Source organism: Exiguobacterium sp. K1, assembly GCF_033721435.1.
GTDB lineage: Bacteria > Bacillota > Bacilli > Exiguobacteriales > Exiguobacteriaceae > Exiguobacterium_A > Exiguobacterium_A artemiae.
Map to the genome: position 1 here is coordinate 114,915 of NZ_JAOTIT010000004.1, position 22,679 is coordinate 137,593.

22 protein-coding genes are annotated in these 22,679 nt (G+C 48.3%); 14 read left to right on the plus strand and 8 right to left on the minus strand.

The window, feature by feature from the left end; all coding sequences use genetic code 11:
* The first annotated feature begins 101 nt into the window (after positions 1-101).
* Together N7U64_RS10295 and N7U64_RS10300 are read left to right on the plus strand one after the other, a co-directional pair.
* On the plus strand, positions 102-1,508 hold the full coding sequence (locus N7U64_RS10295; RefSeq protein WP_318929730.1) for a YfcC family protein: 1,407 nt from the start codon (positions 102-104) through the stop codon (positions 1,506-1,508).
* 110 nt (positions 1,509-1,618) lie between these two features.
* Positions 1,619-2,440 carry a DUF1028 domain-containing protein gene (locus tag N7U64_RS10300; RefSeq protein ID WP_214767236.1) on the plus strand — a complete coding sequence of 274 codons (822 nt, stop codon included), beginning with the start codon at positions 1,619-1,621 and terminating at the stop codon, positions 2,438-2,440.
* 46 nt (positions 2,441-2,486) lie between these two features.
* On the opposite strand, the gene N7U64_RS10305 is transcribed toward N7U64_RS10300, so the two are convergent.
* Entirely contained in the window at positions 2,487-4,124 is a 1,638-nt protein-coding gene (locus N7U64_RS10305; protein WP_318929731.1) for a glycosyl hydrolase family 28-related protein, read from the minus strand.
* 146 nt (positions 4,125-4,270) lie between these two features.
* On the opposite strand from N7U64_RS10305, the gene N7U64_RS10310 reads away from it, so the two are divergent.
* The 4 genes from N7U64_RS10310 to N7U64_RS10325 all read left to right on the plus strand — a co-directional run bounded on the left by N7U64_RS10310 (position 4,271) and on the right by N7U64_RS10325 (position 7,812).
* Positions 4,271-5,032 carry a hypothetical protein gene (locus N7U64_RS10310; RefSeq protein ID WP_318929732.1) on the plus strand — a complete coding sequence of 254 codons (762 nt, stop codon included), beginning with the start codon at positions 4,271-4,273 and terminating at the stop codon, positions 5,030-5,032.
* A gap of 65 nt (positions 5,033-5,097) precedes the next feature.
* Positions 5,098-5,604 carry a hypothetical protein gene (locus tag N7U64_RS10315; protein WP_318929733.1) on the plus strand — a complete coding sequence of 169 codons (507 nt, stop codon included), beginning with the start codon at positions 5,098-5,100 and terminating at the stop codon, positions 5,602-5,604.
* A 286-nt stretch (positions 5,605-5,890) separates the two neighbouring features.
* On the plus strand, positions 5,891-6,874 hold the full coding sequence (locus N7U64_RS10320; RefSeq protein ID WP_318929734.1) for a YhdH/YhfP family quinone oxidoreductase: 984 nt from the start codon (positions 5,891-5,893) through the stop codon (positions 6,872-6,874).
* 71 nt (positions 6,875-6,945) lie between these two features.
* Entirely contained in the window at positions 6,946-7,812 is an 867-nt protein-coding gene (locus tag N7U64_RS10325; RefSeq protein WP_318929735.1) for a hypothetical protein, read from the plus strand.
* Positions 7,813-7,911: 99 nt separating this feature from the next.
* Here the strand turns inward: N7U64_RS10325 and N7U64_RS10330 are convergent, their stop codons facing one another.
* From N7U64_RS10330 to N7U64_RS10340, 3 genes are all read right to left on the minus strand, one after another.
* A complete protein-coding gene (locus N7U64_RS10330; RefSeq protein WP_318929736.1) occupies positions 7,912-9,447 on the minus strand; it encodes a M4 family metallopeptidase in 1,536 nt (511 codons plus the stop codon).
* 178 nt (positions 9,448-9,625) lie between these two features.
* Positions 9,626-10,057 (minus strand): GyrI-like domain-containing protein, encoded by a 432-nt coding sequence (locus N7U64_RS10335; RefSeq protein ID WP_318929737.1) that lies wholly within the window; start codon positions 10,055-10,057, stop codon positions 9,626-9,628.
* A gap of 21 nt (positions 10,058-10,078) precedes the next feature.
* On the minus strand, positions 10,079-11,572 hold the full coding sequence (locus N7U64_RS10340; RefSeq protein ID WP_318929738.1) for an HD domain-containing phosphohydrolase: 1,494 nt from the start codon (positions 11,570-11,572) through the stop codon (positions 10,079-10,081).
* Positions 11,573-11,852: 280 nt separating this feature from the next.
* On the opposite strand from N7U64_RS10340, the gene N7U64_RS10345 reads away from it, so the two are divergent.
* The 5 genes from N7U64_RS10345 to N7U64_RS10365 all read left to right on the plus strand — a co-directional run bounded on the left by N7U64_RS10345 (position 11,853) and on the right by N7U64_RS10365 (position 17,505).
* Positions 11,853-14,237, plus strand: a complete 2,385-nt coding sequence (locus N7U64_RS10345) for an immune inhibitor A domain-containing protein (RefSeq protein ID WP_318929739.1) — start codon at positions 11,853-11,855, stop codon at positions 14,235-14,237.
* A 263-nt stretch (positions 14,238-14,500) separates the two neighbouring features.
* Complete coding sequence (locus N7U64_RS10350) at positions 14,501-14,701, plus strand: cold-shock protein (RefSeq protein ID WP_012371797.1); 201 nt, start codon at positions 14,501-14,503, stop codon at positions 14,699-14,701.
* A gap of 126 nt (positions 14,702-14,827) precedes the next feature.
* Complete coding sequence (locus tag N7U64_RS10355) at positions 14,828-15,793, plus strand: ring-cleaving dioxygenase (RefSeq protein ID WP_318929740.1); 966 nt, start codon at positions 14,828-14,830, stop codon at positions 15,791-15,793.
* 77 nt (positions 15,794-15,870) lie between these two features.
* Entirely contained in the window at positions 15,871-16,170 is a 300-nt protein-coding gene (locus N7U64_RS10360; RefSeq protein ID WP_012371795.1) for a DUF3817 domain-containing protein, read from the plus strand.
* A gap of 102 nt (positions 16,171-16,272) precedes the next feature.
* Positions 16,273-17,505 (plus strand): DEAD/DEAH box helicase, encoded by a 1,233-nt coding sequence (locus N7U64_RS10365; RefSeq protein ID WP_318929741.1) that lies wholly within the window; start codon positions 16,273-16,275, stop codon positions 17,503-17,505.
* A 52-nt stretch (positions 17,506-17,557) separates the two neighbouring features.
* Here N7U64_RS10365 and N7U64_RS10370 read toward each other — a convergent pair whose 3' ends face one another.
* The 3 genes from N7U64_RS10370 to N7U64_RS10380 form a co-directional block, all read right to left on the minus strand.
* Positions 17,558-17,971 carry a DUF2231 domain-containing protein gene (locus N7U64_RS10370; RefSeq protein WP_318929742.1) on the minus strand — a complete coding sequence of 138 codons (414 nt, stop codon included), beginning with the start codon at positions 17,969-17,971 and terminating at the stop codon, positions 17,558-17,560.
* A 75-nt stretch (positions 17,972-18,046) separates the two neighbouring features.
* Positions 18,047-19,219, minus strand: coding sequence for a HAMP domain-containing sensor histidine kinase (locus N7U64_RS10375; protein ID WP_318929743.1), 1,173 nt, complete (start codon positions 19,217-19,219; stop codon positions 18,047-18,049).
* On the minus strand, positions 19,212-19,889 hold the full coding sequence (locus N7U64_RS10380) for a response regulator transcription factor (RefSeq protein WP_318929744.1): 678 nt from the start codon (positions 19,887-19,889) through the stop codon (positions 19,212-19,214). Before N7U64_RS10380 ends, N7U64_RS10375 begins: the two co-directional genes overlap by 8 nt.
* A gap of 110 nt (positions 19,890-19,999) precedes the next feature.
* On the opposite strand from N7U64_RS10380, the gene N7U64_RS10385 reads away from it, so the two are divergent.
* Genes N7U64_RS10385 through N7U64_RS10395 form a run of 3 tightly spaced genes read left to right on the plus strand, consistent with a single transcriptional unit; the run spans position 20,000 to position 21,787 of the window.
* On the plus strand, positions 20,000-20,320 hold the full coding sequence (locus N7U64_RS10385) for a hypothetical protein (protein WP_318091575.1): 321 nt from the start codon (positions 20,000-20,002) through the stop codon (positions 20,318-20,320).
* Positions 20,321-20,333: 13 nt separating this feature from the next.
* Complete coding sequence (locus N7U64_RS10390) at positions 20,334-21,224, plus strand: FAD:protein FMN transferase (RefSeq protein WP_318929745.1); 891 nt, start codon at positions 20,334-20,336, stop codon at positions 21,222-21,224.
* A complete protein-coding gene (locus N7U64_RS10395) occupies positions 21,212-21,787 on the plus strand; it encodes a hypothetical protein (protein WP_318091573.1) in 576 nt (191 codons plus the stop codon). The genes N7U64_RS10390 and N7U64_RS10395 overlap by 13 nt, the downstream gene beginning before the upstream one ends.
* 14 nt (positions 21,788-21,801) lie before the next feature.
* On the opposite strand, the gene N7U64_RS10400 is transcribed toward N7U64_RS10395, so the two are convergent.
* Positions 21,802-22,587: an alpha/beta hydrolase family protein gene (locus tag N7U64_RS10400; protein ID WP_318929746.1), complete on the minus strand. Its 786-nt coding sequence runs from the start codon at positions 22,585-22,587 to the stop codon at positions 21,802-21,804.
* Positions 22,588-22,679: the final 92 nt, after the last annotated feature.

A 22,679-nucleotide genomic window follows, 5' to 3' on the forward strand; every position in this document is an offset into this window, starting at 1 on the left:
GAAATAGACTGTTATTTTTTCCATAAATAGGGCATTATCTCTTAAGAGACTTAAAAACTTAAGAGACTTAAAAAATTAAAGGTATGTCAGGAGGCAAATGGATGAATGAACGAAAACCACAGGCAGATGCTTCGGAGCGCTCCTTCTTCAAGATGCCTCACACGTACGCGATTATCATGGGAATTTTACTGATTGCAGTCATCTTGACGTATACATTACCGGCCGGTCAGTTTGACCGCGAAAAGCAGGACGGACAAACGGTCGTCATTGATGGGACGTATCGTGCGGTTGAATCTGCACCCGTTAACCTCTTCGGTTTGTTTGAAGCCATTCCAAAAGGGATGGAGGCAGGTGCCGCCATTATCTTTTACATCTTTTTGGTTGGTGGTGTGTTTGGCATCATCCGGCAAACGGGTGCAATTGAATCCGGTATCAATCAATTGATTAATCGGTTCGGTCAAAAAGGGCATATCATGATCCCGATGACGATGTTCGTCTTTTCCGTTGCCGGTGCGACAATCGGAATGGCGGAAGAAACCATTATCTTCGTCCCGATCGGCATCATGTTGGCACGTGCCCTTGGTTACGATGCGATGACGGGGGCGGCGATCGTCAGTCTCGGAGCCGCCGTCGGTTTTGCCGGAGGTATGCTGAATCCGTTTACGGTCGGCGTCGCGCAGTCGATTGCGGAAGTGCCGCTGTTCAGTGGACTCGGTTACCGGACGGCGGTCTATCTTGTCTTTTTAGTCGTGACGATTCTTTATGTCATGAACTATGCACAGAAAGTCAAAAAAAATCCGGAACAGAGTCTTGTGCATGACCTTGAGAAACATCGGAAACAAGAAACGACAGCAACTTTTTCTCAATTCTCGAAAAAACATCTGTTTGTTTTGGTTGTGCTTGTTGGCGGAATCACGCTAAACGTCATCGGCATCTTTGAGTGGGGCTGGTATTTGACGGAACTGACAGCTTCGTTCCTGATTATCGGCTTGCTCGCAGGAATCGTGACGATGGGTGTCAACCGGACATTCGAAAGTTTAATCGACGGAGCCAAGGCCGTTACGTTTGGTGCCTTGATCGTTGGTTTTGCCCGGGCAATCGTCGTCATTTTAGAAGATGGTCGGGTCATCGATACCGTGATTTACGGTTTGTCGAATGCCGTCGGTCAGTTACCGACGTCCCTTGCCGTCATCGGGATGTACGTCGTCCAATTGATTACAAACTTCTTTATCCCGTCCGGAAGCGGTCAGGCGGCAACGACGATGCCAATCATGGCGCCGCTTGCCGACTTGCTCGGAATTGAGCGGCAAGTCGCAGTCCTCGCCTTTCAGTACGGCGACGGTTTGACGAATATGATTTTCCCGACGAGTGCGCACTTGATGGCGTTCCTGGCGATTGCCGGTATTCCATACGAAAAATGGTTACGATTCGTCTGGAAACTGTTTGCGATCTGGATTGTCCTGGCATGTGGTGCATTACTGCTTGCAGTCGTCCTCGGAATTCAATAAGTACGTTTCAAACCTTTCGTTCGAAATGAACGGAAGGTTTTTCACATGCAGGAAACGGGAATTCCTACGACGAACGGATACGTATGACAATCAAGGGGGATTTTAGACAGATGACATATTCAATCGTTGGGTATTGTGAAAAAGAACAGGCTTGGGGTGTAGCGGTTCAATCTAAATTTTTAGCAGTCGGCAGTGCCGTACCGTTTGCGAAAGCCGGTGTTGGCGCAATTGCGACTCAGTCGTTTGCGAATACAGCCTATGGACCGGAAGGGTTGCGAATGATTGAAGAAGGTAAGTCGGCGGACGAAGTATTGAAACGCTTGACGGAAGCGGATGAAGGACGGGCCGATCGCCAAGTCGGAATCGTGGATGCATCGGGTAAGAGCGCGACGTTCACAGGTGACGGATGCAACGACTGGGCCGGCGGCATCGCTGGAAAACACTTTGCGGCACAAGGGAATATTCTCGTCGACGGCAATACGGTCAAGGAAATGGCGCGTGTGTTTGAGACGACAGAAGGACCACTGGCAGAACGGTTGCTTCGGGCACTTGCGGCCGGTCAGGCAGCAGGCGGAGATTCACGGGGCATGCAGTCTGCAGCATTGTTAGTCGTCAAAGAAGGCGGCGGTTACGGTGGTTTTAATGACCGGTACATTGATTTGCGTGTCGATGATCATGCGAGTCCGATTCAGGAACTGGAGCGGATTTATCAGTTGCATACACTCTATTTACAACCAAGTAAGCCGGAAGAAATCAAACCGATTGATGATGCGCTCGAATCGGAGTTGATGGATAAGCTGCTTGAACTCGGATACCGCGGTTCGTTTGCGGAAGCGTTCCGGACGTATCTGCATACGGAAAACTTCGAGATGCGGGAACAGACGGATCGGTCGATTGATACGCGGGTCCTCGCCTATTTGCGGGCACAATGAAATAAGGCTGTTTCGACACGAGTCGAAGCAGCCTTATTTTCGTGAATCAACTTAATGTAGCGTGTGTCCGGACCGGTACTTTGTAGCCGGTCGCAATAAACCGTTCCAGTTCCGGCTCAGACTTGGCGTTCAGACCAACTGTTCCATCGCCCTTAATGGCGACATTTGTCAACCGGACGTGTTCGATGTTCGGACCGATCGTGATGCCGTGTTTGGCTGAATCTTCAATCCGGACATCAATCAGCCGGACGTCTTCTGCCCGGTTGTCTCCGCCGAAGACCTGGATATCCGTTTTCGCCTGACGGAAGCCGCTCATCTTGACCTGACTCAATGTGACGTTTCGGGCTTTGTATTGAATCCCGATGACCGGCTGTTCCTGATAATCATAATACGGATCACCGAGGACCGTGAAATCGTGAATGACGACATTTCGATAGGCAGAGACGATAAGAGCACGCGGCTTCGAGTTTTGATACAGCGGCGTATACAGCGGTGTCTGGGCAATCAGTCGGGTCGCAATGATGTTGTATGCCGTTTGGGACGTCGGATCCGTTGCTTGATGATGACCGATATGACGGAAGTTAAATGACCGGTGATCATCGACAGACAGATGCCCGACGATTTTAACGGTCGATGCGGCAGATGACGTCGCGTGCGCCTTGATTTCAAGACCGCCGAAGCAGCGGGTCGTCGCATTGTTAAATAACCAGACATCCCGGGAACCGTCATCGATCTCAATCCCGTTTGAGTTCGAGAAGCCGGCCGCATGGGCGCGTCCGCTCGGATCATGCATGAAACAGTTCGAGATGAACAGATGGTCACTGTGATGGGTCGTAATCCCGTCATCACCAAATCCGGATCCGGTCAGACCGTCGAACCAGATGAACGAACTGCTGAGATTGGCCCGTGCCCCGTCACCGTTATAGTTGTAGTACGGAGTTGAAATATCAAAGCAGTGTAATCCCGGATTGACCGCATCGACGTCAAAGACCCACCCGTACGTCACGTGCGCATAGGTCAAGCAACTCGAATGATTGCCCCACGTGCTACTTTTTTTGGCGTCACCGATCCGCTCGATGTTCCAATCCAGTGTCATCCGTTCAACGAGCAGATGATGATTGCCGAGTAAGTAATTTTGATTCGTAATCAACCGGCGTCCTTTCGGTGCCGCGTCATGCAGTTTTAAAATTGTCTGTCCTTTTCCGTCCCCGGTCAAAATCGTGTAACTCGGCAGGCGGATGCCGCGGACCAGATACGTGCCGGCCGGAACGTGGACTTGCCGGTGCCCGTCCGCGAGTGCTTCCTTAAAAGCGAGCGTATCGTCGGTCACGCCGTCACCGACCGCCCCATAGTCTTTGACATCGACTTTTTCGACGTTACTGATCAATTGCTCGAATTCATACGTCAGCCGTCCGAACCAGCTGGGCCGGACTTCATCTTGTTCACTGACGAACGCTTTCGTCAACGGAAGGATGTGTTTATCCCGATCCGTCAAAAAGAGCGGTGAAATCAAGGACCGGAGATACCGGCTCGGATGAGGTGTACGGCGCGGCGCGACGAATGAGCTGTCTTTCATCAGTTGCTCCGCCCGGAAGACGGCCTCTTGATTTGATTTCGTTTCGGTATATTCTGCAATCAGTTGTCCGTTTTGATATGGATCATGTGTATGATCTAAGTTCAACATACTTGAAACCCCTCTCTAAAAATCACTTCTTTCCTTTTCCCGTCCCACTCCGGATTCAAGCTCTTTTCTTTAAAAAACAAAAAATTCCGATAATTAGGGTCAGACTCGTATATAATGGATAAAAATGACATTAACGAGGTGAGGATGTGCGCTTTCGAAGTCGATTGCTTATTTTGATAGGTGTGGTCATTTTAGGACTTGGCATCATAAAACCATTGGCTGAGGCAGGATACGGTGCTTTACAAAACGTCGAAGTGTTTCCGGGTGGCGGTCAGCAGCCGAGTTGTGTAAGCAACTGTGAATCTGAACCGTTGACGTTTTGGTGGTCGTACTTGTTTAAGAAAAAAGAATTACCGCCTGGACAAATTAAATATGGATATGAGACGGATGAACCAGGAGAAGGCGGTGGAAAACCAGAAAAAGAAAAATTCATTTCTCTTGGCTTTCACTCATTCGTAAAAGGCGAGGGTGAAGAAGGTGAAAAGGGCTTTCCGTATTTGCTGGTCGCAACCGGTCTTGCCGGGGTGATCTTACTGTTTCTGATCGGTCGTCGTTTCCGGAAACGGAAGAAATGGAACTCTGCGGAAGAGGGAATAAGCCCCCGTTCGGTTCGAATCAAAAAACGCCTGGAAGAAACGAATCCAGCAGACGAACTGCCACCATTACCGGTTGAACAGGTCCGGCAACAGGTCGTCCTGTTCAACCGTCATCTCCCGCAAAAACTGAAACGCCGGGAAACGGAGTCGTTCCGGGAATGGTTTGCCCGGATCGGTTTTCAGCCGTCGCCTGAATTGCAACAGCTGTACGAGACGGTCCGCTATGATCCGAATCGATCGTCTGAGATGACAAAAACGGTACTGACCGACATTGAGCAAGACTTTTCCGCCTATCTCGGACAATTGAAGTGAAACTTTTCTGACCGGGGAGGCGTACAGATTGGAAGAACGGTATCAAGAAACGGGGGACTGAAGCGATGTACTTAGCAGATGCTGTGAAGCTAAAAAGTATCTTACGGAAGCAACTCGAACAGCTGGTCGAGGAAGTGGACCGGATTGCGTTTGTGGATCTCGAAAAAGGTGAGGCTTTGCCGACCGCTCAGGAACGGACGCTGCTCGATGTCGAGTCAGCGATGGATGAAGTCCGACGGGATATGCGGACACTCGATCGGTTAGTGTACGCAGCGAACTTGTCGACCATGATCGAGACGACGGAAGGTGAAATGCCGCTCGTCGAAGCGATTGAACTGGCAACGCAACTTCGGGCAAAGGCAACCCAGTTCCAGGAACTTGCGGCCCGTCCGAAACGCGAATTCCAATATGGATTTGAAGGGACGACGGTCATCCGGCATGCCCTGTACGATCCGGATGCATACCGGATTAAAGCGCAGGAAGTTGAAAGGGTAGCGCACCGGATTTCCAATGCGATCAATGCCGCCAATTACCGGACGGAAATTGATTTTGACGGTACACCTTATATGTAAGCCTTGATCAGGTGAGACTCCTGATCAAGGACGGCGCTTTGACACAAACCTCTTCCAATCGGGAATTACGACGGCCACGGCACACCTATGACCACTGACCGATGACATGTTTACCTGTCACTCGTGACTACCTGCGGAAAACCAGTTTCCTTTCGTCAGACGCCAAAAACCGTGAATGCTTCGGCATTCACGGTTTTTTTTTATAGCCATCCAATCAGAACAGGTATGCCCGGGACAGTGTTTGGGTATAACTTACTGGAAGTCATTCATGAAGGAGGACTGGAAGATGAAAGAGACATTTAAAGCATTCGTCGTTCGGGAACAGGACGGGGAATTTATGGGAGCACTCGAAACGAAGCACATTGCCGATTTACCGGAAGGGGAGGTTTTGATTCGCGTCGACTATTCCTGCATCAACTATAAAGATGCGCTGTCGGTTTCCGGGAACCACGGAGTGACGAAAGAATATCCGCATACGCCGGGAGTCGATGCAGCCGGTCATATCGTCACGTCGACCGATCCGCGGTTTCAAGAAGGCGAGGCGGTTGTCGTCAACGGTTTTGATTTTGGCATGAATACGTCCGGTGGTTTTCAAGAGTACATACGCGTTCCGGGAGACTGGATCACACCGTTGCCGAATGGAGTCACGACTTTTGAAGCGATGGCTTACGGGACAGCAGGATTAACAGCCGCCCAGTCGGTTGACGAACTGATGCAGCGGGTCAAGCCGGAAGACGGACCGGTTCTCGTGACCGGTGCAACGGGGGGAGTCGGCAGTACTGCAGTTATGCTTCTGTTGAAACTCGGATTCACCGTTCATGCGGTTACCGGAAAAGAAGCGGAAGCCGACCGGTTGAAACAGGAAGGTGTGACGGAAGTGTTATCCCGTCAATCGTTTTTGGATGAGACGACCCGCCCGCTGAAAAAAGGGACGTACGCCGGAATCATCGATACGGTCGGAGGACCGTTACTTGCCTCCATCATTCGTTATGTTCAATACGGGGGCGTCGTCACGACATGCGGCAACGTCGGCGGGGCTGAAATGACGTTAACTGTATATCCGTTTATCCTACGGGGGGTTCGCTTGATCGGAATTGATGCTGTTCAACTTCCGATTGCTGAACGGGTTCGACTGTGGCATCAACTGACGAATGACTGGAAACTGCCGATTCGTGAACGGGTGGAGACGAAAAGTCTACTGGAGATTTCAGACGTCGTCGCGTCACTTCTTGACGGAACCCACCAAGGCAGAACTGTCATCGAAATTTAACCACTGCCGGTACAGGATTCGGTGGTATAGTGATTAAAAAAGTGTCGCGATCAATTCAGGAGGAACAATAGATGAGTCAAAATGAACAACAGAAGGAACAGGACCGGTTATCCCGGAAAGAGCGCCGTAAGCAAAAACGGAATCGCCGGAGCGTTGCGCTTGGTGGTATTTTGGCAACCGTGCTGATTGTCGGAGGATGGGGTTACATGGTGTCGACGAATGATGCCAGCCAAGCGACGTCGACCGTCGAGTCCCCTAAAGCGGTCGGAAGCGAGCAAGAGAAAGACAAGAAAGATACGAAAAAATCAGCGTCGAACGAGCAAAAGAAAAAAGAAAAGAAACCGAAGAAAAAAGCGGATAAACCGGAAATCAGCCAAGCTGCATGGGTTACACGTCCTTTTGCGGATGTCTATCAAAATGCCAACAGGAGCAGTGTGATTTACAAAGCTGATTTAGGGGATGTCTATGAAATTTTAGATGCGGAAAACGGGATGGTTCACTTAAAATTGAGTGATGCGGTCGAAGGTTATATTCCGGAAACAGATGTCCGGATGGATGTTCCGTCATCGGTTAAGGACAAGACCTTGCTTGAGACGTTATCCCAAGCCGTTGCCAATCAACCGATCGAGAAGCCGGAACAATACCTCGGGCAACCGCTTGAAAAATTTGAAGCGAAGTACGGTAAGCTTGGAAATACACAAAAAGACGCCGTCAACACGTATCACTTCTCAAATGCGGGTTATCTGCTTGTCGTCTCCGACGGAATCGTCGAAGCAATCGACTGGACGAATGCATCGGCTTCCAGTCTGTCAGCTTTAGGTCAACCGGTCGTTGAAACGAGTTACGGAACATGGTACCAAGGTGAAAAACTGCAATTGAAAGCTTTCCCGGACAACGGATCAACGCGACTTCGTCTCGCACGTGATTCTGGGAAGTAAACCGGAACGGTCTGTCTGTGACAGATCGTTTTTTTTCGACCAAAAAAACCTCCCGAGCGATAGACTCGGGAGGTCGAAAATCCTTGGGAGGAAGTTTTCTTAGTAGACGCCGACAGCATCAAATGATTTCGCTGCTGCTGTTGCTTCTGCACTTGTTGAACCGTAAAGGTCTTTCGCCGATTGAACGACTGCTGCGCGAAGCGAGCTGAAGTTCGAGTTCGGAGTCAAGTAGACGCTGAGGGCACGGTAGTAGATTGCGCCGAGTTTCGGTACGCCGACACCAGTGACTGTAACACCAGTGTGTGTTCCACCGTTACCGAGAAGGTAAGCGGCTTTGTTGACGATACCTGAGTTCGTGTGAACACCACCATTATCCTGTGTACCTGTGTAGCGTTTTGAGTAGTGATCCGGGTCGCCGTAAGCAGCCGGGTTAGACATCGAACGGAGTGCGTCGCCGCTAACACCAGGTGTATAGATGTCTTCTCCTACGAGCCAGTCGAAGTTCGATCCGACTGAGTACTCAGCAACTGTTCCCATGATATCGGAAACCGCTTCGTTGATGGCACCCGATTCATTTTGGTAGACGAGTCCAGCCGTGTACTCCGTGACGGCATGCGTCAATTCGTGCGCAACGACGTCAAGTGCACCAGAGAGGTATGTGAATGTCGAACCGTCTCCATCCCCATAGACCATCTTCGTTCCATCCCAGAACGCATTGTTGTAGCTTGTTGAATAGTGGACAGAAGAGTTAAGTGCAGCACCTGCATTGTCATAACTGTTGCGGCCGTAAGTGTTTTTGTAGAAGTCATATGTCTTCACGGCGTTAACTTGCGCGCTGACAGCGGCACGATCATATGTTGTATTGAATTGGTTATCGAGATCCGCCCAAAGCGAACCTGGAAGCGTGTTACGATTTTTCGCATCGTACGTGTAGATGCCTTTACCGCGTGTCGAATCTTGTAAGTAGTAGTAAGAACCGCTCTTCACTGTGTTGAAAGTGGCAGTTGTTCCAAGAACTGTCGTACCTGTACCGACTGAAGTCGTTCCGGTTACTGTGTTGACTGGTTTCGCATGAGCGAGTTGATCGTATTTATTAAGCACTTTACCTGAATTCGCATCGATGAAGTAAGTCCAGCGTGACGGCTCTTTACCGGCGAGGACTGTTGATGTGACTTTGTAAGCATAGACCGCATCGTCTTTGACTGGATAGATGACGAGTTCTGCTTTAGGAGCTACTTCGAATTCTGTTGCTTTGATAGCTTTTTGATAAAGTTTGAGTGCTTTTTTCTCAGAAAGTGATGCTTTTTTAGCGAGACCTGGTTTCCCTTTGACGTTGATGGCATCATTTACGACTGCTTTCAATGTACCGTCTTTCGCAACGTTCCCGACGACGACACTACCAAAGACAGGGACGCCATCCACTTCTTGTTGGAGACGTACGATCTGTGAAGATCCGTCTTTTTCGACATTCTGGACAGAGAAGTCACCTTTTTTGTTGACGTACTCTTTAACGATTGATGCAGCTGGTGCTGATGAAGCTTTTGTCAGTTTACCAGTTTGAAGACCTTCTGCTCCGACTACTGTAGGAACGACAAGTACACTTGCGACAAGCGATGTAGCGAGAAACTTTTTCAAAATAAATCGCCTCCTTGTTTGGGTTGAGTCTAACTATGCCAAAGAAAAGAGGAAACGAGAATAAGCCGATTGCATTAATTAGAATTTTCTGAATATAGTGCTTAATACCCGGACTGAATAGTTAAGTCACCTAATGGAATTGAACAAAACAGCAAAAAAACCGCTTCAGGAGGCGGTTTTAAAGGATGCGTTGATAGAGATGATGTGTATTGTCACGTGTCTCATCAATTTTAAAATTGAGCGGATCCAGTGTGATTCCTTGTTTTTGCGCAAATCGTTGCATCTTTTCAAACGATTTCCAAATCTCAATATCGGGACCTTCGTGTTTCCAAAAGATATAACGGGCAGAAGGAATATGATGTCCTTTCATCCCTTTAGGAATCTGGTCAAGTGACGTGACAGGAAGACCGATACACTGAATATGTTTAGTCCCGCGTTGTCCGAGTGACAAATCAAGTGGATAACTTCCCGGTTCAGCAGGAATTTCGTGCGAACGGCGTGAAAACTCGCGCCACAGTTCCGGCATCAGGGTATGCAATTCATTTTCTTCACACGTCAAGCCAAGTCCGATGACATACAATTCGTGACGATCGACAATTTTAGGATGCATAAGAAACTCCTTTCATGAGAATCAAGAGGCAGTGATGACGGAAGGTCTCTTTAAATCAAGGAACAGTTGTGTAAAGGAAGCGTCCCACTGTGTCCCGCGGCCCTCTTCCAAAATGGCGAGTGCTTTCGCGACGAGCATTCCTTTTCGGTAAGGTCGATCGGATGTCATGGCGTCGTAAGCATCAGCAATCGCCATGATCCGTCCGAAGACAGGAATCGATTCTCCCGCCAAACCTTCTGGATATCCTTTCCCATCGTAACGCTCGTGATGGTACTTTACCCCAGGAAGAATCGGTTGTAACTTCTCCGGCAGATGAACTTGCGATAAAATGTGCACACCGATGACCGGATGTTGTTTGATTTTATCGAATTCCTCATCCGTTAAACGTCCTTCCTTCAATAAAACATCATCCCGAATTCCAATTTTTCCGATGTCATGTAAAAGGGCAGATTTACGCAACAGCTCGACTTGATCGTCGGGTAAGCCGGCGGCGCGGGCAATCTCAACCGAATATTCCGCAACACGTAAGGAATGTCCGGCGGTATAGGGATCCCGGGCATCGAGTGTTGCAGCAAACAAAGTAAACAGGCTGTCGAGCAACTGCTCATTTTCCTGATCGCGCCCTTGAATCCCTTCGACCATCAAATTGAAGCCGCCGACGAGTTGAGAGAACTCATCGGAGAAAGGGTTGTCAATCGTATTCAATTGGCCTGATTCAATCTGCGCGACTCCTTCTTGTAAAGCCAGAATCGGTTTTTGAATATTTTCATATAGAAGCAAACTGCAAAATGTCGCGAGACAAAGAATGACGACTAAAATTAACGTCGACCAACTCCAGTAAGAACGCAGGCTTTCGTTTTCTGTCAGCTGGACAGCAGAAGCAAGGACGAATAACAGGATCGGGAACACACCGATGATCAGTGTGCTGATCAACATTTTTTGGCGCAGACTAATGAATTCTTTTTTCGTTAATGTGAGCGCACCATCCCCGTATGTTTGAGATTGAACGGTTAGTTCCGCCAACATGGATTCCGTCACACGATACGTCAGGAAAAATTCGATCAGCGCATGGAGAATGGCGACGAGAACGGCACCAAAACAAGCAAGACCGATCAGGTAATAAGGCATTTCGAGCCAGCCGTAATGAATGGCGAGTGCCGTTAAGGAAGATGAAGGAATCGACAATCCCAGGAAATGCGGTCCGAGGATCCGTTTAATGGTCAGTAACGGAAAACGGTGAGTTGTCCGAAACGCCGCAGCAAGCTGCTCCTGACTTGGTACAGGTGTTTGAAAGAATTGATAGAGCGGTCGCATATGTTTTCGGTAGACCATGTATTCAAAGCTGAACATTAACACAACCGAGAGGGTCATGATTGCCAGCAAGATCGCGCGTTCCCGTACGTCGAAAGTCAGTGTTTCGAAAATGAACAAACAGCCGACGCCGAAAACAGCGACAAAGGATCCGATTAAGTAGTTCTTCAAAAGTTGCCGTTCGAATTTTTGGAGAGGTGTCATAAGGTGCCTCCTTTAGGATTGGATCATGTATGTAGCGTATCGCGAGAAGGAATCAACAATCTTCTCACTTTTAAAAAATGAGGATAAGGATTAATGAACGTTTATTATTAATATCGGTCGATTTCCGTAAAAATGAACTAAATTCCAAAAATAGGTATAGTTATAAAGAACTAATTGTTCTAAAAGTAATTGATTAAGCAACTAAAACAATATATGATTTGAATATTCAGAAAAGTTATCTCAGTCATGCTTTTCACTACTACATAGGGGGTCAGTTCACGTGGGAAAAAAGAAACAGCTTAGCTTAGCGGTCTTATCCGGAATCACGGCAGCTGCATTTGCCGTTGGTCCAGTTTTACCTGGTGGGAAGGTAAAATCTGTTGAAGCTGCTGAAAAAGCAGTCGCTGGTGCACCGATGGATTTAAACACGGTCGATCAGGATCGGTTATTAAAAGTGCTCGAAAAGCGTGGGGTCGTCTCAAAAGCTGCATCTGCAGCTGAAAAACAAAAAGCCGTTCAAAAGTATCTTGATAAAAAGGCGAACGGGAAACCGGAAGCCAATCATGATCATGAGTCGGAAAAAGAAGCAAAATTCGATCAGAAAACAAAAGATTTCTTAACGAAACAAAAAGATCAATTAGCGAAACAACTCGCTAAAAATCACAATAACTACAAAAAAGGTAAAAAAGATGGGTTTGTCAAAGTCGATAAAGCCAAACAAGCAGCTTACAACGGTTCTACTCGGACGGATAAAGTACTGGTCTTGCTCGTTGAATACAGTGATTTTAAACACAACAATGTCGTCCAAGAGCCGGGCTACATGTATTCGAAAGACTTCAACCAAAAACATTATCAGGACTTGATGTTCGGGGATAAGGAATTCGAACTGTTCAACGGTGATAAGGTCAAAACGTTTAAACAATATTATGAAGAACAATCCGGCGGCAGCTATTCTGTCGATGGGAAAGTGTCGAACTGGTTAACAGTACCGGGTACGGCAAAAGATTATGGTTCAGACAATCCGAAAGGCGGCAACGATAACCTTCCGGGCGCAAAAGGACCACGTGGTCTTGTTAAAGATTCATTGAATGCAGCAGTAAAATCCGGCATTAACCTGGCAGAGTACGATCAATTCGATCAGTACGATCTGGACGGTGACGGCAACCTGAATGAGCCGGACGGTCTTGTCGATCACTTGATGATTCTTCATGCCGGAACAGGACAAGAAGCAGGCGGCGGTAAGCTCGGCGACGACGCAATCTGGTCGCACCGCTGGACACTCGATGGTGTGTATCCTGTAGCGAATACAACTTCAAATTCTACAAACTGGGGCGGCAAGATGGCAGCCTTCGATTACACAGTTCAACCGGAAGACGGCGCAGTCGGCGTCTTCGCACACGAATTCGGACACGATCTTGGACTTCCGGATGAGTATGATACACAGTACACAGGTCAAGGAGAGCCGGTTGCTTCATGGTCGATCATGAGCGGCGGTAGCTGGAACGGGAACATTGCCGGAGCAGAACCGACAAGCTTCTCACCACAAAACAAAGAGTTCTTCCAAAACGTCATGGGCGGGAACTGGGCCAACATCCAAAACGTTGACTTTGATTCACTTTCAAAAGCAGGAACGGCTTCGTACCTTGACCAAAGTGTAACGAAATCGAAAAACCCTGGCATCATCAAAGTTAATCTTCCGAAAAAACCGGTTAAAGGCATCGCACCGGCTTTCGGTAAAAAATATTACTACAGCACAAAAGGAAATGATCTCCACACGTCAATGACATCTCCGGAATTCGATTTGACGGCTGCGACATCAGCGAAGTTCGATTACAAAGCGTACTTTGATGTCGAATTCGATTATGACTTCTTGAAAGTCACAGCGACAGCTGGCGGCGTCTCAAAAGTTATCGATGTCATCGGTGATGAAGATACAGACGGCGATCAACGCGCTGAGTCTTCAAAAGGTGCATGGGTCGACAAATCATATGACCTCAGCGAATTTGCTGGTAAAAAGGTCACATTGACATTCGACTACACAGGGGATGCCGGTCTTGCCCTCGACGGATTCGCACTGGATAACGCGAAATTGACAGTCGACGGAAAAGTTATCTTTGAAGACGATGCAGAAGGTACTCCGAAATTCAAATTAGATGGCTTCGTTGCTTCGGACGGTTTCAGCTATGCGGATAACGCATACTACCTCGAGTGGCGGAACTATGCAGGATCAGATAAAGCGCTTGAGTATGCACGTGGCGTAAAATACAACACAGGTCTTGTCGTTTGGTATGCTGACAGCAGCTTCACGGACAACTGGGTTGGCGTTCACCCGGGTGAAGGATTCCTCGGTGTCGTCGATTCGCACCCTGAAGCAATCGTCGGAACTCTGAAAGGGAAACCAGTCGTTGCAGGAAGCACACGTTATCAAATCGCGGATGCGGCTTTCAGCTTCGATAAAGCACCAGCATGGCTCATCGATTCGCCATCACGTGGTCTTTACGATTACAAAGGACTTGCAGGTGTGACGAAGTTTGATGATTCTAAATCGTATATCAATCAATTGATTCCGGATGCAGGAAAACTGCTCCCGAACAATGGTCTTAAAATTCAAGTCATCGGTGAAGCGAAAGATAACTCTGCTGGAGCTGTCTGGATCCACCGTTAATAAACAGAAGCAGGTTCGGATCATTCCGAACCTGCTTTTTTGCTTGAAAAGTGGAATCAATTGGAAATTTATTGGTCAGACAACTTGACTTTTAAAGCGCAATCATTTTATACTGACGTTAGCTTAATATTGTTATTGTCACTACTGATTCACATTGCGTCACGAACAATCTTTTCGTCGCTCCATGTATTTCGGGACAATAATGAATTTCTTTCATATGCGAGGCATATGTATTAAGTAATTTATTTTTGGAGGTTGTTCCCATGAACACAGGTAAAGTAAAATGGTTTAACGCAGAAAAAGGTTTCGGTTTCATCGAAGTTGAAGGCGGAGAAGACGTATTCGTACATTTCTCAGCAATCACTGGTGAAGGTTTCAAATCACTTGACGAAGGTCAAGAAGTTGAATTCGAAATCACTGAAGGCGCACGTGGAGCACAAGCTGCTAACGTCGTAAAACTTTAATCTCAACTTTTCAATCGTCCTTTTTCGGAAGGGCGATTTTTTTAATGAGTTAATATCTTGAATTCAAGATATATGTGAGATATACTAATGGTACCAACTATTCATTCAGAAAAGGACGTGGCAAACATGGAATTACTCGGCATTCATCATGTATCTATTTTAACGGGAATGGCAGAACGGAACTATCAATTTTATACACAAGTTCTTGGGATGCGTCTGATCAAGAAAACCGTCAATCAGGATGATACGACGTCTTATCATTTGTTTTACGGGGATGCAGAAGGAAATCCGGGAACAGATTTGACTTTTTTTGATATTCCGCATTTAGGAACCGGTGTACCCGGCGCATCGAGTATCTCGTCGACATCACTCCGCGTCAAAACGACAGCGTCCCTTCAGTTTTGGGCAAAGCGTTTGGCGCAACAAGGCGTTGACCATGATGCGATTATTGAACGGGCAGGACGTCAGACGCTGGCGTTTCGTGATCAGGAAGGAACCCGCCTGATTCTCGTCGCAGAAGATGGGGAACAAGGTGTCGCAGGTGGCGTCCCGTGGAAACACGATGAGATTCCAGCTGAACATGCGATCATCGGCTTAGGCGCCGTGACGTTGACAGTTAATGATCCGGAACCGACAGCCCTCGTCTTAACGGAAGTCCTCGGCTTTAAGAAAATCGGCAGTTATCCGTCCCTTGCCGGCGACTTTGCGGAAATTGATGTCTATTCGACGGGGCAAGGCGGAATCGGGGCAGAAGTGCACCTCGAGGCGCGACCGGATCTCGATCGGGAACGTCTCGGTCGCGGCGGTGTTCATCATGTGGCCTTCCGTGTTCCGAACAGCGAAGAGTATGACTTATGGGTAAAACGGCTGAACGAGTATCGTCTGCCAAACTCAGGGAAAGTCGACCGTCATTATTTCCAAGCACTTTATTTCCGCGAACCAAATCATATTTTGTTCGAGTTATCGACGGATACGCCGGGATTTGCAACCGATGAATCAGTCGAAACGCTCGGAGAGACCTTGGCGTTACCACCATTTCTTGAACCGCAACGGGAACAGATTGAAGCCCGTCTGCGTCCACTTGAAATCTGACAATCCTGTGACACAGGTCACAGACTGACGGACGTCCCGTATACTAAAGGCAGGAACCAGAAAAAAGGAGTGACGGGATGTTAGGAACTACGTTAGGTCAATTTCGATTGATTGCGATTTTAGAAGGTATTTCATTTTTAGTCTTACTGTTGATTGCCATGCCGTTAAAATATATGGCAGGCATTCCGGAAGCCGTTTCCGTCGTCGGAGCTATGCATGGTGTCTTGTTCGTCATGTATGCGTTATGGCTTGCTGTCGTTAAATTTAAATATCGTTGGTCGTTTGTAAAAGCAGGGATCGCCTTTATTGCTTCGTTCATTCCATTTGGGACATTTGTACTCGATCGAAAGTTAAAACAGGAAGCAACAAACGCGTAAATTGTGTATACTAGAAAAAGCACGGCTGTGGATAACTGTTTTTGTCGATTCGAAGCAGGTTATCCACAGCTTTTTTCTGTGGATAATTTTTAGGAGGATACTATGTCAACATTTGAAGCACTACACATTCAAGAACAATGGATCAAGAAATTACAAAAACAAGGCATTAAACAACCGACGCCGATTCAGGAGCAGGCGATTCCGCATTTGCTCGCCGGTCGTGATTTAATAGGAAAAGCGCAAACCGGTACAGGGAAGACACTTGCGTTTCTCCTGCCGATTCTTGAACAAATCGATTTAGAAAGCAAAACGGTCCAAGCGTTGATCGTCGCACCGACACGTGAACTCGCGCGTCAGATTGCCGACGAAACACACAAGTTAATCCGGAACATGGAAGATATCCGGGCACTGGCTGTATACGGCGGGCAGGATGTCTTCAAACAAATTCAACGTCTCGGCCGGATGCCGCAAATCATCATCGGGACACCGGGAAGGATTTTAGATCACGTCGGTCGGGGAACTCTTGATTTGAGCGAACTGAAGACGCTTGTCTTGGACGAAGCGGATCAGATGCTGCAAATCGGATTTTTACCGGAAATCGAAGACATCATCGCAGCAGCACCGGTTGATCGTCAGTTCGTCATGTTGTCGGCGACGATGCCGGAGAAAGTCGAGCAACTCGCGAAAACGTATTTGCGTGATCCAATCGAAGTCCAAGTCGAAGCTGAAAAAGTAACGGTCGATGCGATTGAACAGTTTGTCGTCGAGACGACAGACCGCCGGAAACAAGCGACACTCCGGACGATGCTTGACGAGATGCGTCCGTATGCCGCCATCATCTTCTGCCGGACACAACGCCGTGTCAGTAAGCTGAACGAAGAGTTACAGATGCAGGGATATCCGACGGATGAATTGCACGGCGGATTGACGCAAGGGAAACGTGAAAAGGCGATGGCGAAGTTCTATCAAGGAAAAACACCATTCCTGATTGCGACGGACGTCGCGTCACGCGGGCTTGATGTTACGGGTGTTACACACGTCTTCAACTACGATTTACCGGATGATGCCGAAAGTTACGTTCACCGGATCGGCCGGACAGGCCGTGCCGGTAACGACGGCGTAGCGATTTCAATCGTCACACCGCGTGACGGCCGCAGCTTCCGCGATATGGAGCGGGAACTCGGCGTCGAAGTCACGCCGATTGTCGTCGAACTGTCGGATGAAATGATTCGTGCACAACATGATCAAAGCAAAGGAACGAAAAAACCGGCGGAAGGTCGTGGCAATACACGCCGCTCGAGCAACCGTCGTCCGGGCCGCGGTCATCACAAATAAGTAAACGAAAATCCCCTTCGCTCCATGAATTTTATGGAGAAAAGGGGATTTTTTATTTTGCGTAGACCATTTGTCCGCCGAGATGACCGGTATAAGCGAGTAAACCGCTTCCGACGATGGCAACGAGCAGGCTCAGCATGAGCATTGTTTTTTTGTTGGACCGATAACCGAGTAACAGAAGAACAAATGTGATTCCAAAAGCAACGAGGCTGAACAAGGCGAAATTTTCATGATTCGAGATGGCTGCGTGCGTTGCGCTGCTGAGATTGGTTTCTGCATATTCTTCTGCCCCGTCACCGGATAAGTAAGCGGCGACACCGGACAGGAGACCGGCAAATAACGTGATGAGGACAAATAATTTTAACTGGACCCATTTCAAACTAAACAGTAATAAAATCGTCGCGAATAGTAAAAGAGCGATGGGTGCGTGAACGAGCAGGGGATGAATTGGTACGCCACCTAACATACGATAACCTCCTTGATAAGTAATAAGAACATACTTTTACTCTACCCGGGTTATCTGACAGTTAGCTGACGGGAATCAAGAAGTTGGAAAAAGAATCGTGAAGCGTGTTCCGGATTGCGGTGCCGATTCAATGAAGATGGTCGCATCATGGGCGTCGGCAATGGATTTAGCGATGGCGAGCCCGAGCCCGGTTCCGTTGCCGTGACGGGAGTGATCACCGCGGAAAAACCGTTCAAATATCTTATCGTGATTTTCGGGTGGAATACCGATTCCGGAGTCGGTAATGGTCAATCGGACATTCGTTGACGTCTGTTGCAGTTGTACCTCGATATCAGCATCGCTGTAAGCGGCAGCATTTTCTAAAAAGATCGTCAACAGACGGATCAACTGATTTGGGTCCCCCTTGACGAACAGATTGGGCGCGACAGATAAAGACAATGTCCGGTCGACCAACGTATGTTTAAACCGTTCAGAAGTCTGTGTGACGAGCGTACTTAAATCGACGGGGCTCATCGAACCGGGTTGACCTTCACGGGCCAATAACAGTAAATCAGAAACTAAATACTGCATCGAGGCTGTCTCTGCCTTCAAATCCGATAAGATGGTTTTTCCTTCCGTACTGAGCGGCTCGGTCTCGAGTAACTCGATGCCGCTGTATAAAATCGTCAGCGGCGTCCGCAATTCATGGGAAGCGTCCGATGTAAACCGGCGTTGCCGGTCAAATGCTTGTTGGACCGGAACGACGGAACGGCCGGCTAATACATAACTGAGACCCATCAAGACGAGGGTCGACAGAATCGTGATACCGGCTAACATGGCAATCAGGCGCTGGAGTGTATCCTGTGTGGCAGAGATGTCTTTCATCAAAACAATTATTCCCTGTTCATCATTATCCCGTTGATAAAGCAGATAATGCCGGTCGTCGAATTCGATTTTTTGAGTTTCTTCGTCCGAGGTCATAAAGCGTTGAAGGGTCTTCGCCGGTAAGTCGTCAGGAAGCGACGTGTAGCGGACTGATCCGTCCGGATTCATAATCTGAAAGTAAATCGGATTGCGGATTAACCGGTCTTCGCCGTGCTCGATCCGTTCGAACAGATCACGGTCGGACACCGACTTTAATTGGTTCAGCTCGGTTTGATCGAGCAGCCGGGCTGTTGTGAAGTAAACGCCGACTAAAATCAGAATCAACAACAGTAAAAACGTTCCGCTGAACAATAACGTCAGCCGTTTTCGAATGGTTTCAAGCATGAGGACCTCCGAGCCGATAACCGAATCCGCGGACGGTTTGAATCAAAGCCGGTGCACCGGAGGCATCGAGCTTTTTCCGGACGAGCCGGACGAGTGCGTCGAGTGCATTATCGGTGATATCTGCGCCGATTCCCCAGACGACTTCAATGATCAGCTCTCGTCCCATGACCTGTTCCGGGCGGCGAAGCAACAGGGATAGAAATTCAAATTCACGACGTGTCAGCTCAAGTAACTGTCCGGCATAGGAAATCGTCTGAGTCGCGATATCAAGTTCAAGTTCTTGATACGAAACAGTCGAGACGAATGCCTTTTTCTGACGCCGGCTCAAGGCGCGTAAGCGTGCTAACAGTTCGTTTGCCTGAAAGGGTTTCACGAGATAATCATCGGCACCGCTGTCGAGTCCGTGTACCAAATCGATTTCCGTATCACGGGCCGTCAACATCAGAATCCCGCCTTCAAAGCGTTCCTTGCGCAATTCAGTCGCTACTTCAATCCCGCTTTTATGCGGCATCATCCAATCGAGGACCAATAAATCATAACGAAAAGTCTGGCATTGCTCGATGGCTTCGAGTCCGTCATGAGCAACATCGACCTGATAGCCGGCACGTTCCAAATGAAGCCGCAACATTTTGGCAAGCCGCTTGTCATCCTCTGCAATCAAAATCCGCATCCCTGTTCCTCCCGGTTTGTTTTTTCTTATTATCCCACAGTTGTCATCAGCTAGTTGTCAGTTTTTATCGATACAGTAAAGATAACAGGAAACGAGAGGAGAGGAAAAATGTGAAACCGAAACCGTTCGCCAAATGGATTGTGGGACTGAGCAGCAGTGTATTTTTAGGGCTTGCGATTGGTCAGTTGACCGTTGCGACAAACGATCAGCCAGCGAATACCGTCAATACGGGAGATTCTTATTCAAACGAGACGACAATCCCGAGCCAACCGTCTAACGGTGATGACGATGAATGGGGAGAGTCGGATGATGAAAACGGATATTACAACGAAGAGGATGACGGTGATGACGGCAATTGGCAAAGCAACGATTCTTCCGGATTTAATCAACCGAGCGGCGGAAGTGACGGCCAGTCCAGTCATTCGAAATAGGGGGTGAAACGAAATGGAGCGGCAACTCTATTCAATGCATAACATCATTCGTTTTGTCACGCACCAAAGGATCGAAGAAAAGGAATGGCAGGACATCGAGCAATTCTTTCAGTATGTGGACCGGCAATGGTCACGATTCGACTCATCCAGCGAAGTCAGTCAGTTGAATCAACTGCTGATTGGTCAGACGCTGACAGTATCGTTACCGCTTGCACGACTGTTGCAACGGGCAATCCGTTATTTTGAACAGACTGAACATTATTTTTCTCCCTTCTTACTCGATCAGCAACGCGCAAACGGTTACGACCGATCATTTCCCTTCCGCCGGGCGGTTGAATCAGAAATGAATCTGCCGCCTGAAATCAGTCCATTTTTAGTGGAGGGATGCGAAGTGACCCGGGTCGGGGGAGGAACGATTGACTTAGGTGGAATCGGCAAAGGAGCGGCTGCGATGATGGCAGCCCAGCGTTTACGTAAGAATCAGCCGCGCGGGTTAATTGAAGCGGGCGGGGATGTCATCGCCTGGTCCGATGGTGAGCCGTGGAAAATTGCCATTACGGATCCCGGAACGGAAGCGGAAATTGCGGAAGTCCGGTTACGGCAAGGGGCGGTAGCGACCTCAAGCCGGCTGTATCGTTCCTGGAAAGTCGGCGAGAGAACGAATCACCATTTATTAAGCGGCAAGACAGGGCGCCCGATTGAAAGCCGGTTCGTCCAAGTCACGGCATCCGCTCCACAGCTCTATGAGGCAGAAGTAATGACGAAACTGGCTTTTCAGATGACAGAAGCCGAACGACAGGACAAACTGTTCAAATGGTTTCCGAACGGGCGGCTGTTGTTGATGGATGCATCCGGAAAAATGGTTGCGGAAGAGAAAGGAGGACAAGCCATATGGACTGGATGAAATGGTTATTTTCAACATGGACGATGATTCGTTTGAGCGGACTGACCGGACATTTCTTTTTGACATTATCGGTATTAGCCGGTTTACTCGGTTCGTTCCCGGCCTTAAAAAAACAAAAAGCTCGTTTGCACAACATTCATCTGTACAGTGGCTGGGCCGGCTTACTGGCGATTGTACTTCATGCGACATTGATCATTGTCGATACGTATGCCCCTCTGAGCTTACTGGAGATTCTGGTTCCGGGAACAGCCTCATATGAGCCGCTTTGGAATGCATTTGGAACGATCAGCCTCTACCTGTTCGGATTTGTTTTGGTGACTTCCGATTTCTTGAAAGAGACGCTCGGAAAGACATTATGGAAATTAACGCACTGGCTTGTCCTTCCGGCCTGGCTTTTGATGACGCTTCATGGCATTTTCATCGGGACGGATACCGGAACGCTCTTTACGACCATTTGGTACGCCTGTTCGACACTGACACTGTTTACACTGATTTTGTACCGGATGCAAATCCGACCGAAAACGGCAGCACCTAAAAAACAAGCATCCTCATTCGTGAAATGAGGATGCTTGTTTTTTTAACGTTGTCTTAACCAGGTCGTCCAGGCCTCAAAGGCCTCTTCCCGATTGTCGATATAGTTGTGGTCACTGTCGACGATGATTTGTTCAAAGGCGCTCGCATCCTGCAGCAAGTCATGGTGAAGCGATTTGATGGATGTTTCATCCCGCTCCGACGTGACGAGCAGGGCTGAGCGTGTTCCGAGTTGTTCTTTCAGTGATAACAGATTCCATTTCGCATGATGCTGTTTTAATTCATCGAGTAACGTAGCACCGTCCGTGTGCGACAGGAATGTGGCACCACGGCTCAACACACCCTGCAACGCTTCTTCGTGTTCCGGGTAGTCGAGTACGAGTTGACCGATCAAACCGAAGTTAAACGGAGAGATTCCAATGTAATGGGCAATGTCCGGAACATCAATGAATGCGTGGAGTCCGGCAAAGCCGCCCATACTGTGACCGACGATTGAAATCTGATCGGCTGAGATATCATGTGCCTGCGTAAATTCAGGAGAAACGACATGTTGCATGACGGCGGTCGCGTCTTCAAGAACATGCCGGAAACGGAATGAACCCGGACTGCCGATCGTTCCGCGGTAAGACGTCACGAGGACATGAAAACCAAGGTTTTGTAATTGAACGGCCCAATCCATGTTCAATTGTTTCCCGGGGAATCCATGGAACAGAACGATGAGTGGAGCGGGAGCGGCAAGTGCCGGGGAATAAAGCCGGCAAAATAACGATTCCTCCCCGCCGCTCGGGAGTTCGAGTAATGATAAGTTGGCTTTTTTAGTAATGGTTTCCATGACATCCACTCCTTCAGAAAAAGTTGCATCTGCCATTTAGTTTGATACAAATCGATGAACAAGGCAATGATTAAGTCTATGAATTAAATGAG

Coding starts and splice junctions, on each gene's coding strand:
- N7U64_RS10350 (WP_012371797.1), top strand. CDS start 14,501: ATGAACACAGGTAAAGTAAAATGGTTTAACGCAGAAAAAGGTTTCGGT.
- N7U64_RS10335 (WP_318929737.1), bottom strand. CDS start 10,057: ATGCATCCTAAAATTGTCGATCGTCACGAATTGTATGTCATCGGACTT.
- N7U64_RS10315 (WP_318929733.1), top strand. CDS start 5,098: ATGTACTTAGCAGATGCTGTGAAGCTAAAAAGTATCTTACGGAAGCAA.
- N7U64_RS10360 (WP_012371795.1), top strand. CDS start 15,871: ATGTTAGGAACTACGTTAGGTCAATTTCGATTGATTGCGATTTTAGAA.
- N7U64_RS10295 (WP_318929730.1), top strand. CDS start 102: ATGAATGAACGAAAACCACAGGCAGATGCTTCGGAGCGCTCCTTCTTC.
- N7U64_RS10325 (WP_318929735.1), top strand. CDS start 6,946: ATGAGTCAAAATGAACAACAGAAGGAACAGGACCGGTTATCCCGGAAA.
- N7U64_RS10320 (WP_318929734.1), top strand. CDS start 5,891: ATGAAAGAGACATTTAAAGCATTCGTCGTTCGGGAACAGGACGGGGAA.
- N7U64_RS10395 (WP_318091573.1), top strand. CDS start 21,212: ATGGACTGGATGAAATGGTTATTTTCAACATGGACGATGATTCGTTTG.
- N7U64_RS10355 (WP_318929740.1), top strand. CDS start 14,828: ATGGAATTACTCGGCATTCATCATGTATCTATTTTAACGGGAATGGCA.
- N7U64_RS10375 (WP_318929743.1), bottom strand. CDS start 19,219: ATGCTTGAAACCATTCGAAAACGGCTGACGTTATTGTTCAGCGGAACG.
- N7U64_RS10305 (WP_318929731.1), bottom strand. CDS start 4,124: ATGTTGAACTTAGATCATACACATGATCCATATCAAAACGGACAACTG.
- N7U64_RS10390 (WP_318929745.1), top strand. CDS start 20,334: ATGGAGCGGCAACTCTATTCAATGCATAACATCATTCGTTTTGTCACG.
- N7U64_RS10365 (WP_318929741.1), top strand. CDS start 16,273: ATGTCAACATTTGAAGCACTACACATTCAAGAACAATGGATCAAGAAA.
- N7U64_RS10370 (WP_318929742.1), bottom strand. CDS start 17,971: ATGTTAGGTGGCGTACCAATTCATCCCCTGCTCGTTCACGCACCCATC.
- N7U64_RS10340 (WP_318929738.1), bottom strand. CDS start 11,572: ATGACACCTCTCCAAAAATTCGAACGGCAACTTTTGAAGAACTACTTA.
- N7U64_RS10300 (WP_214767236.1), top strand. CDS start 1,619: ATGACATATTCAATCGTTGGGTATTGTGAAAAAGAACAGGCTTGGGGT.
- N7U64_RS10380 (WP_318929744.1), bottom strand. CDS start 19,889: ATGCGGATTTTGATTGCAGAGGATGACAAGCGGCTTGCCAAAATGTTG.
- N7U64_RS10400 (WP_318929746.1), bottom strand. CDS start 22,587: ATGGAAACCATTACTAAAAAAGCCAACTTATCATTACTCGAACTCCCG.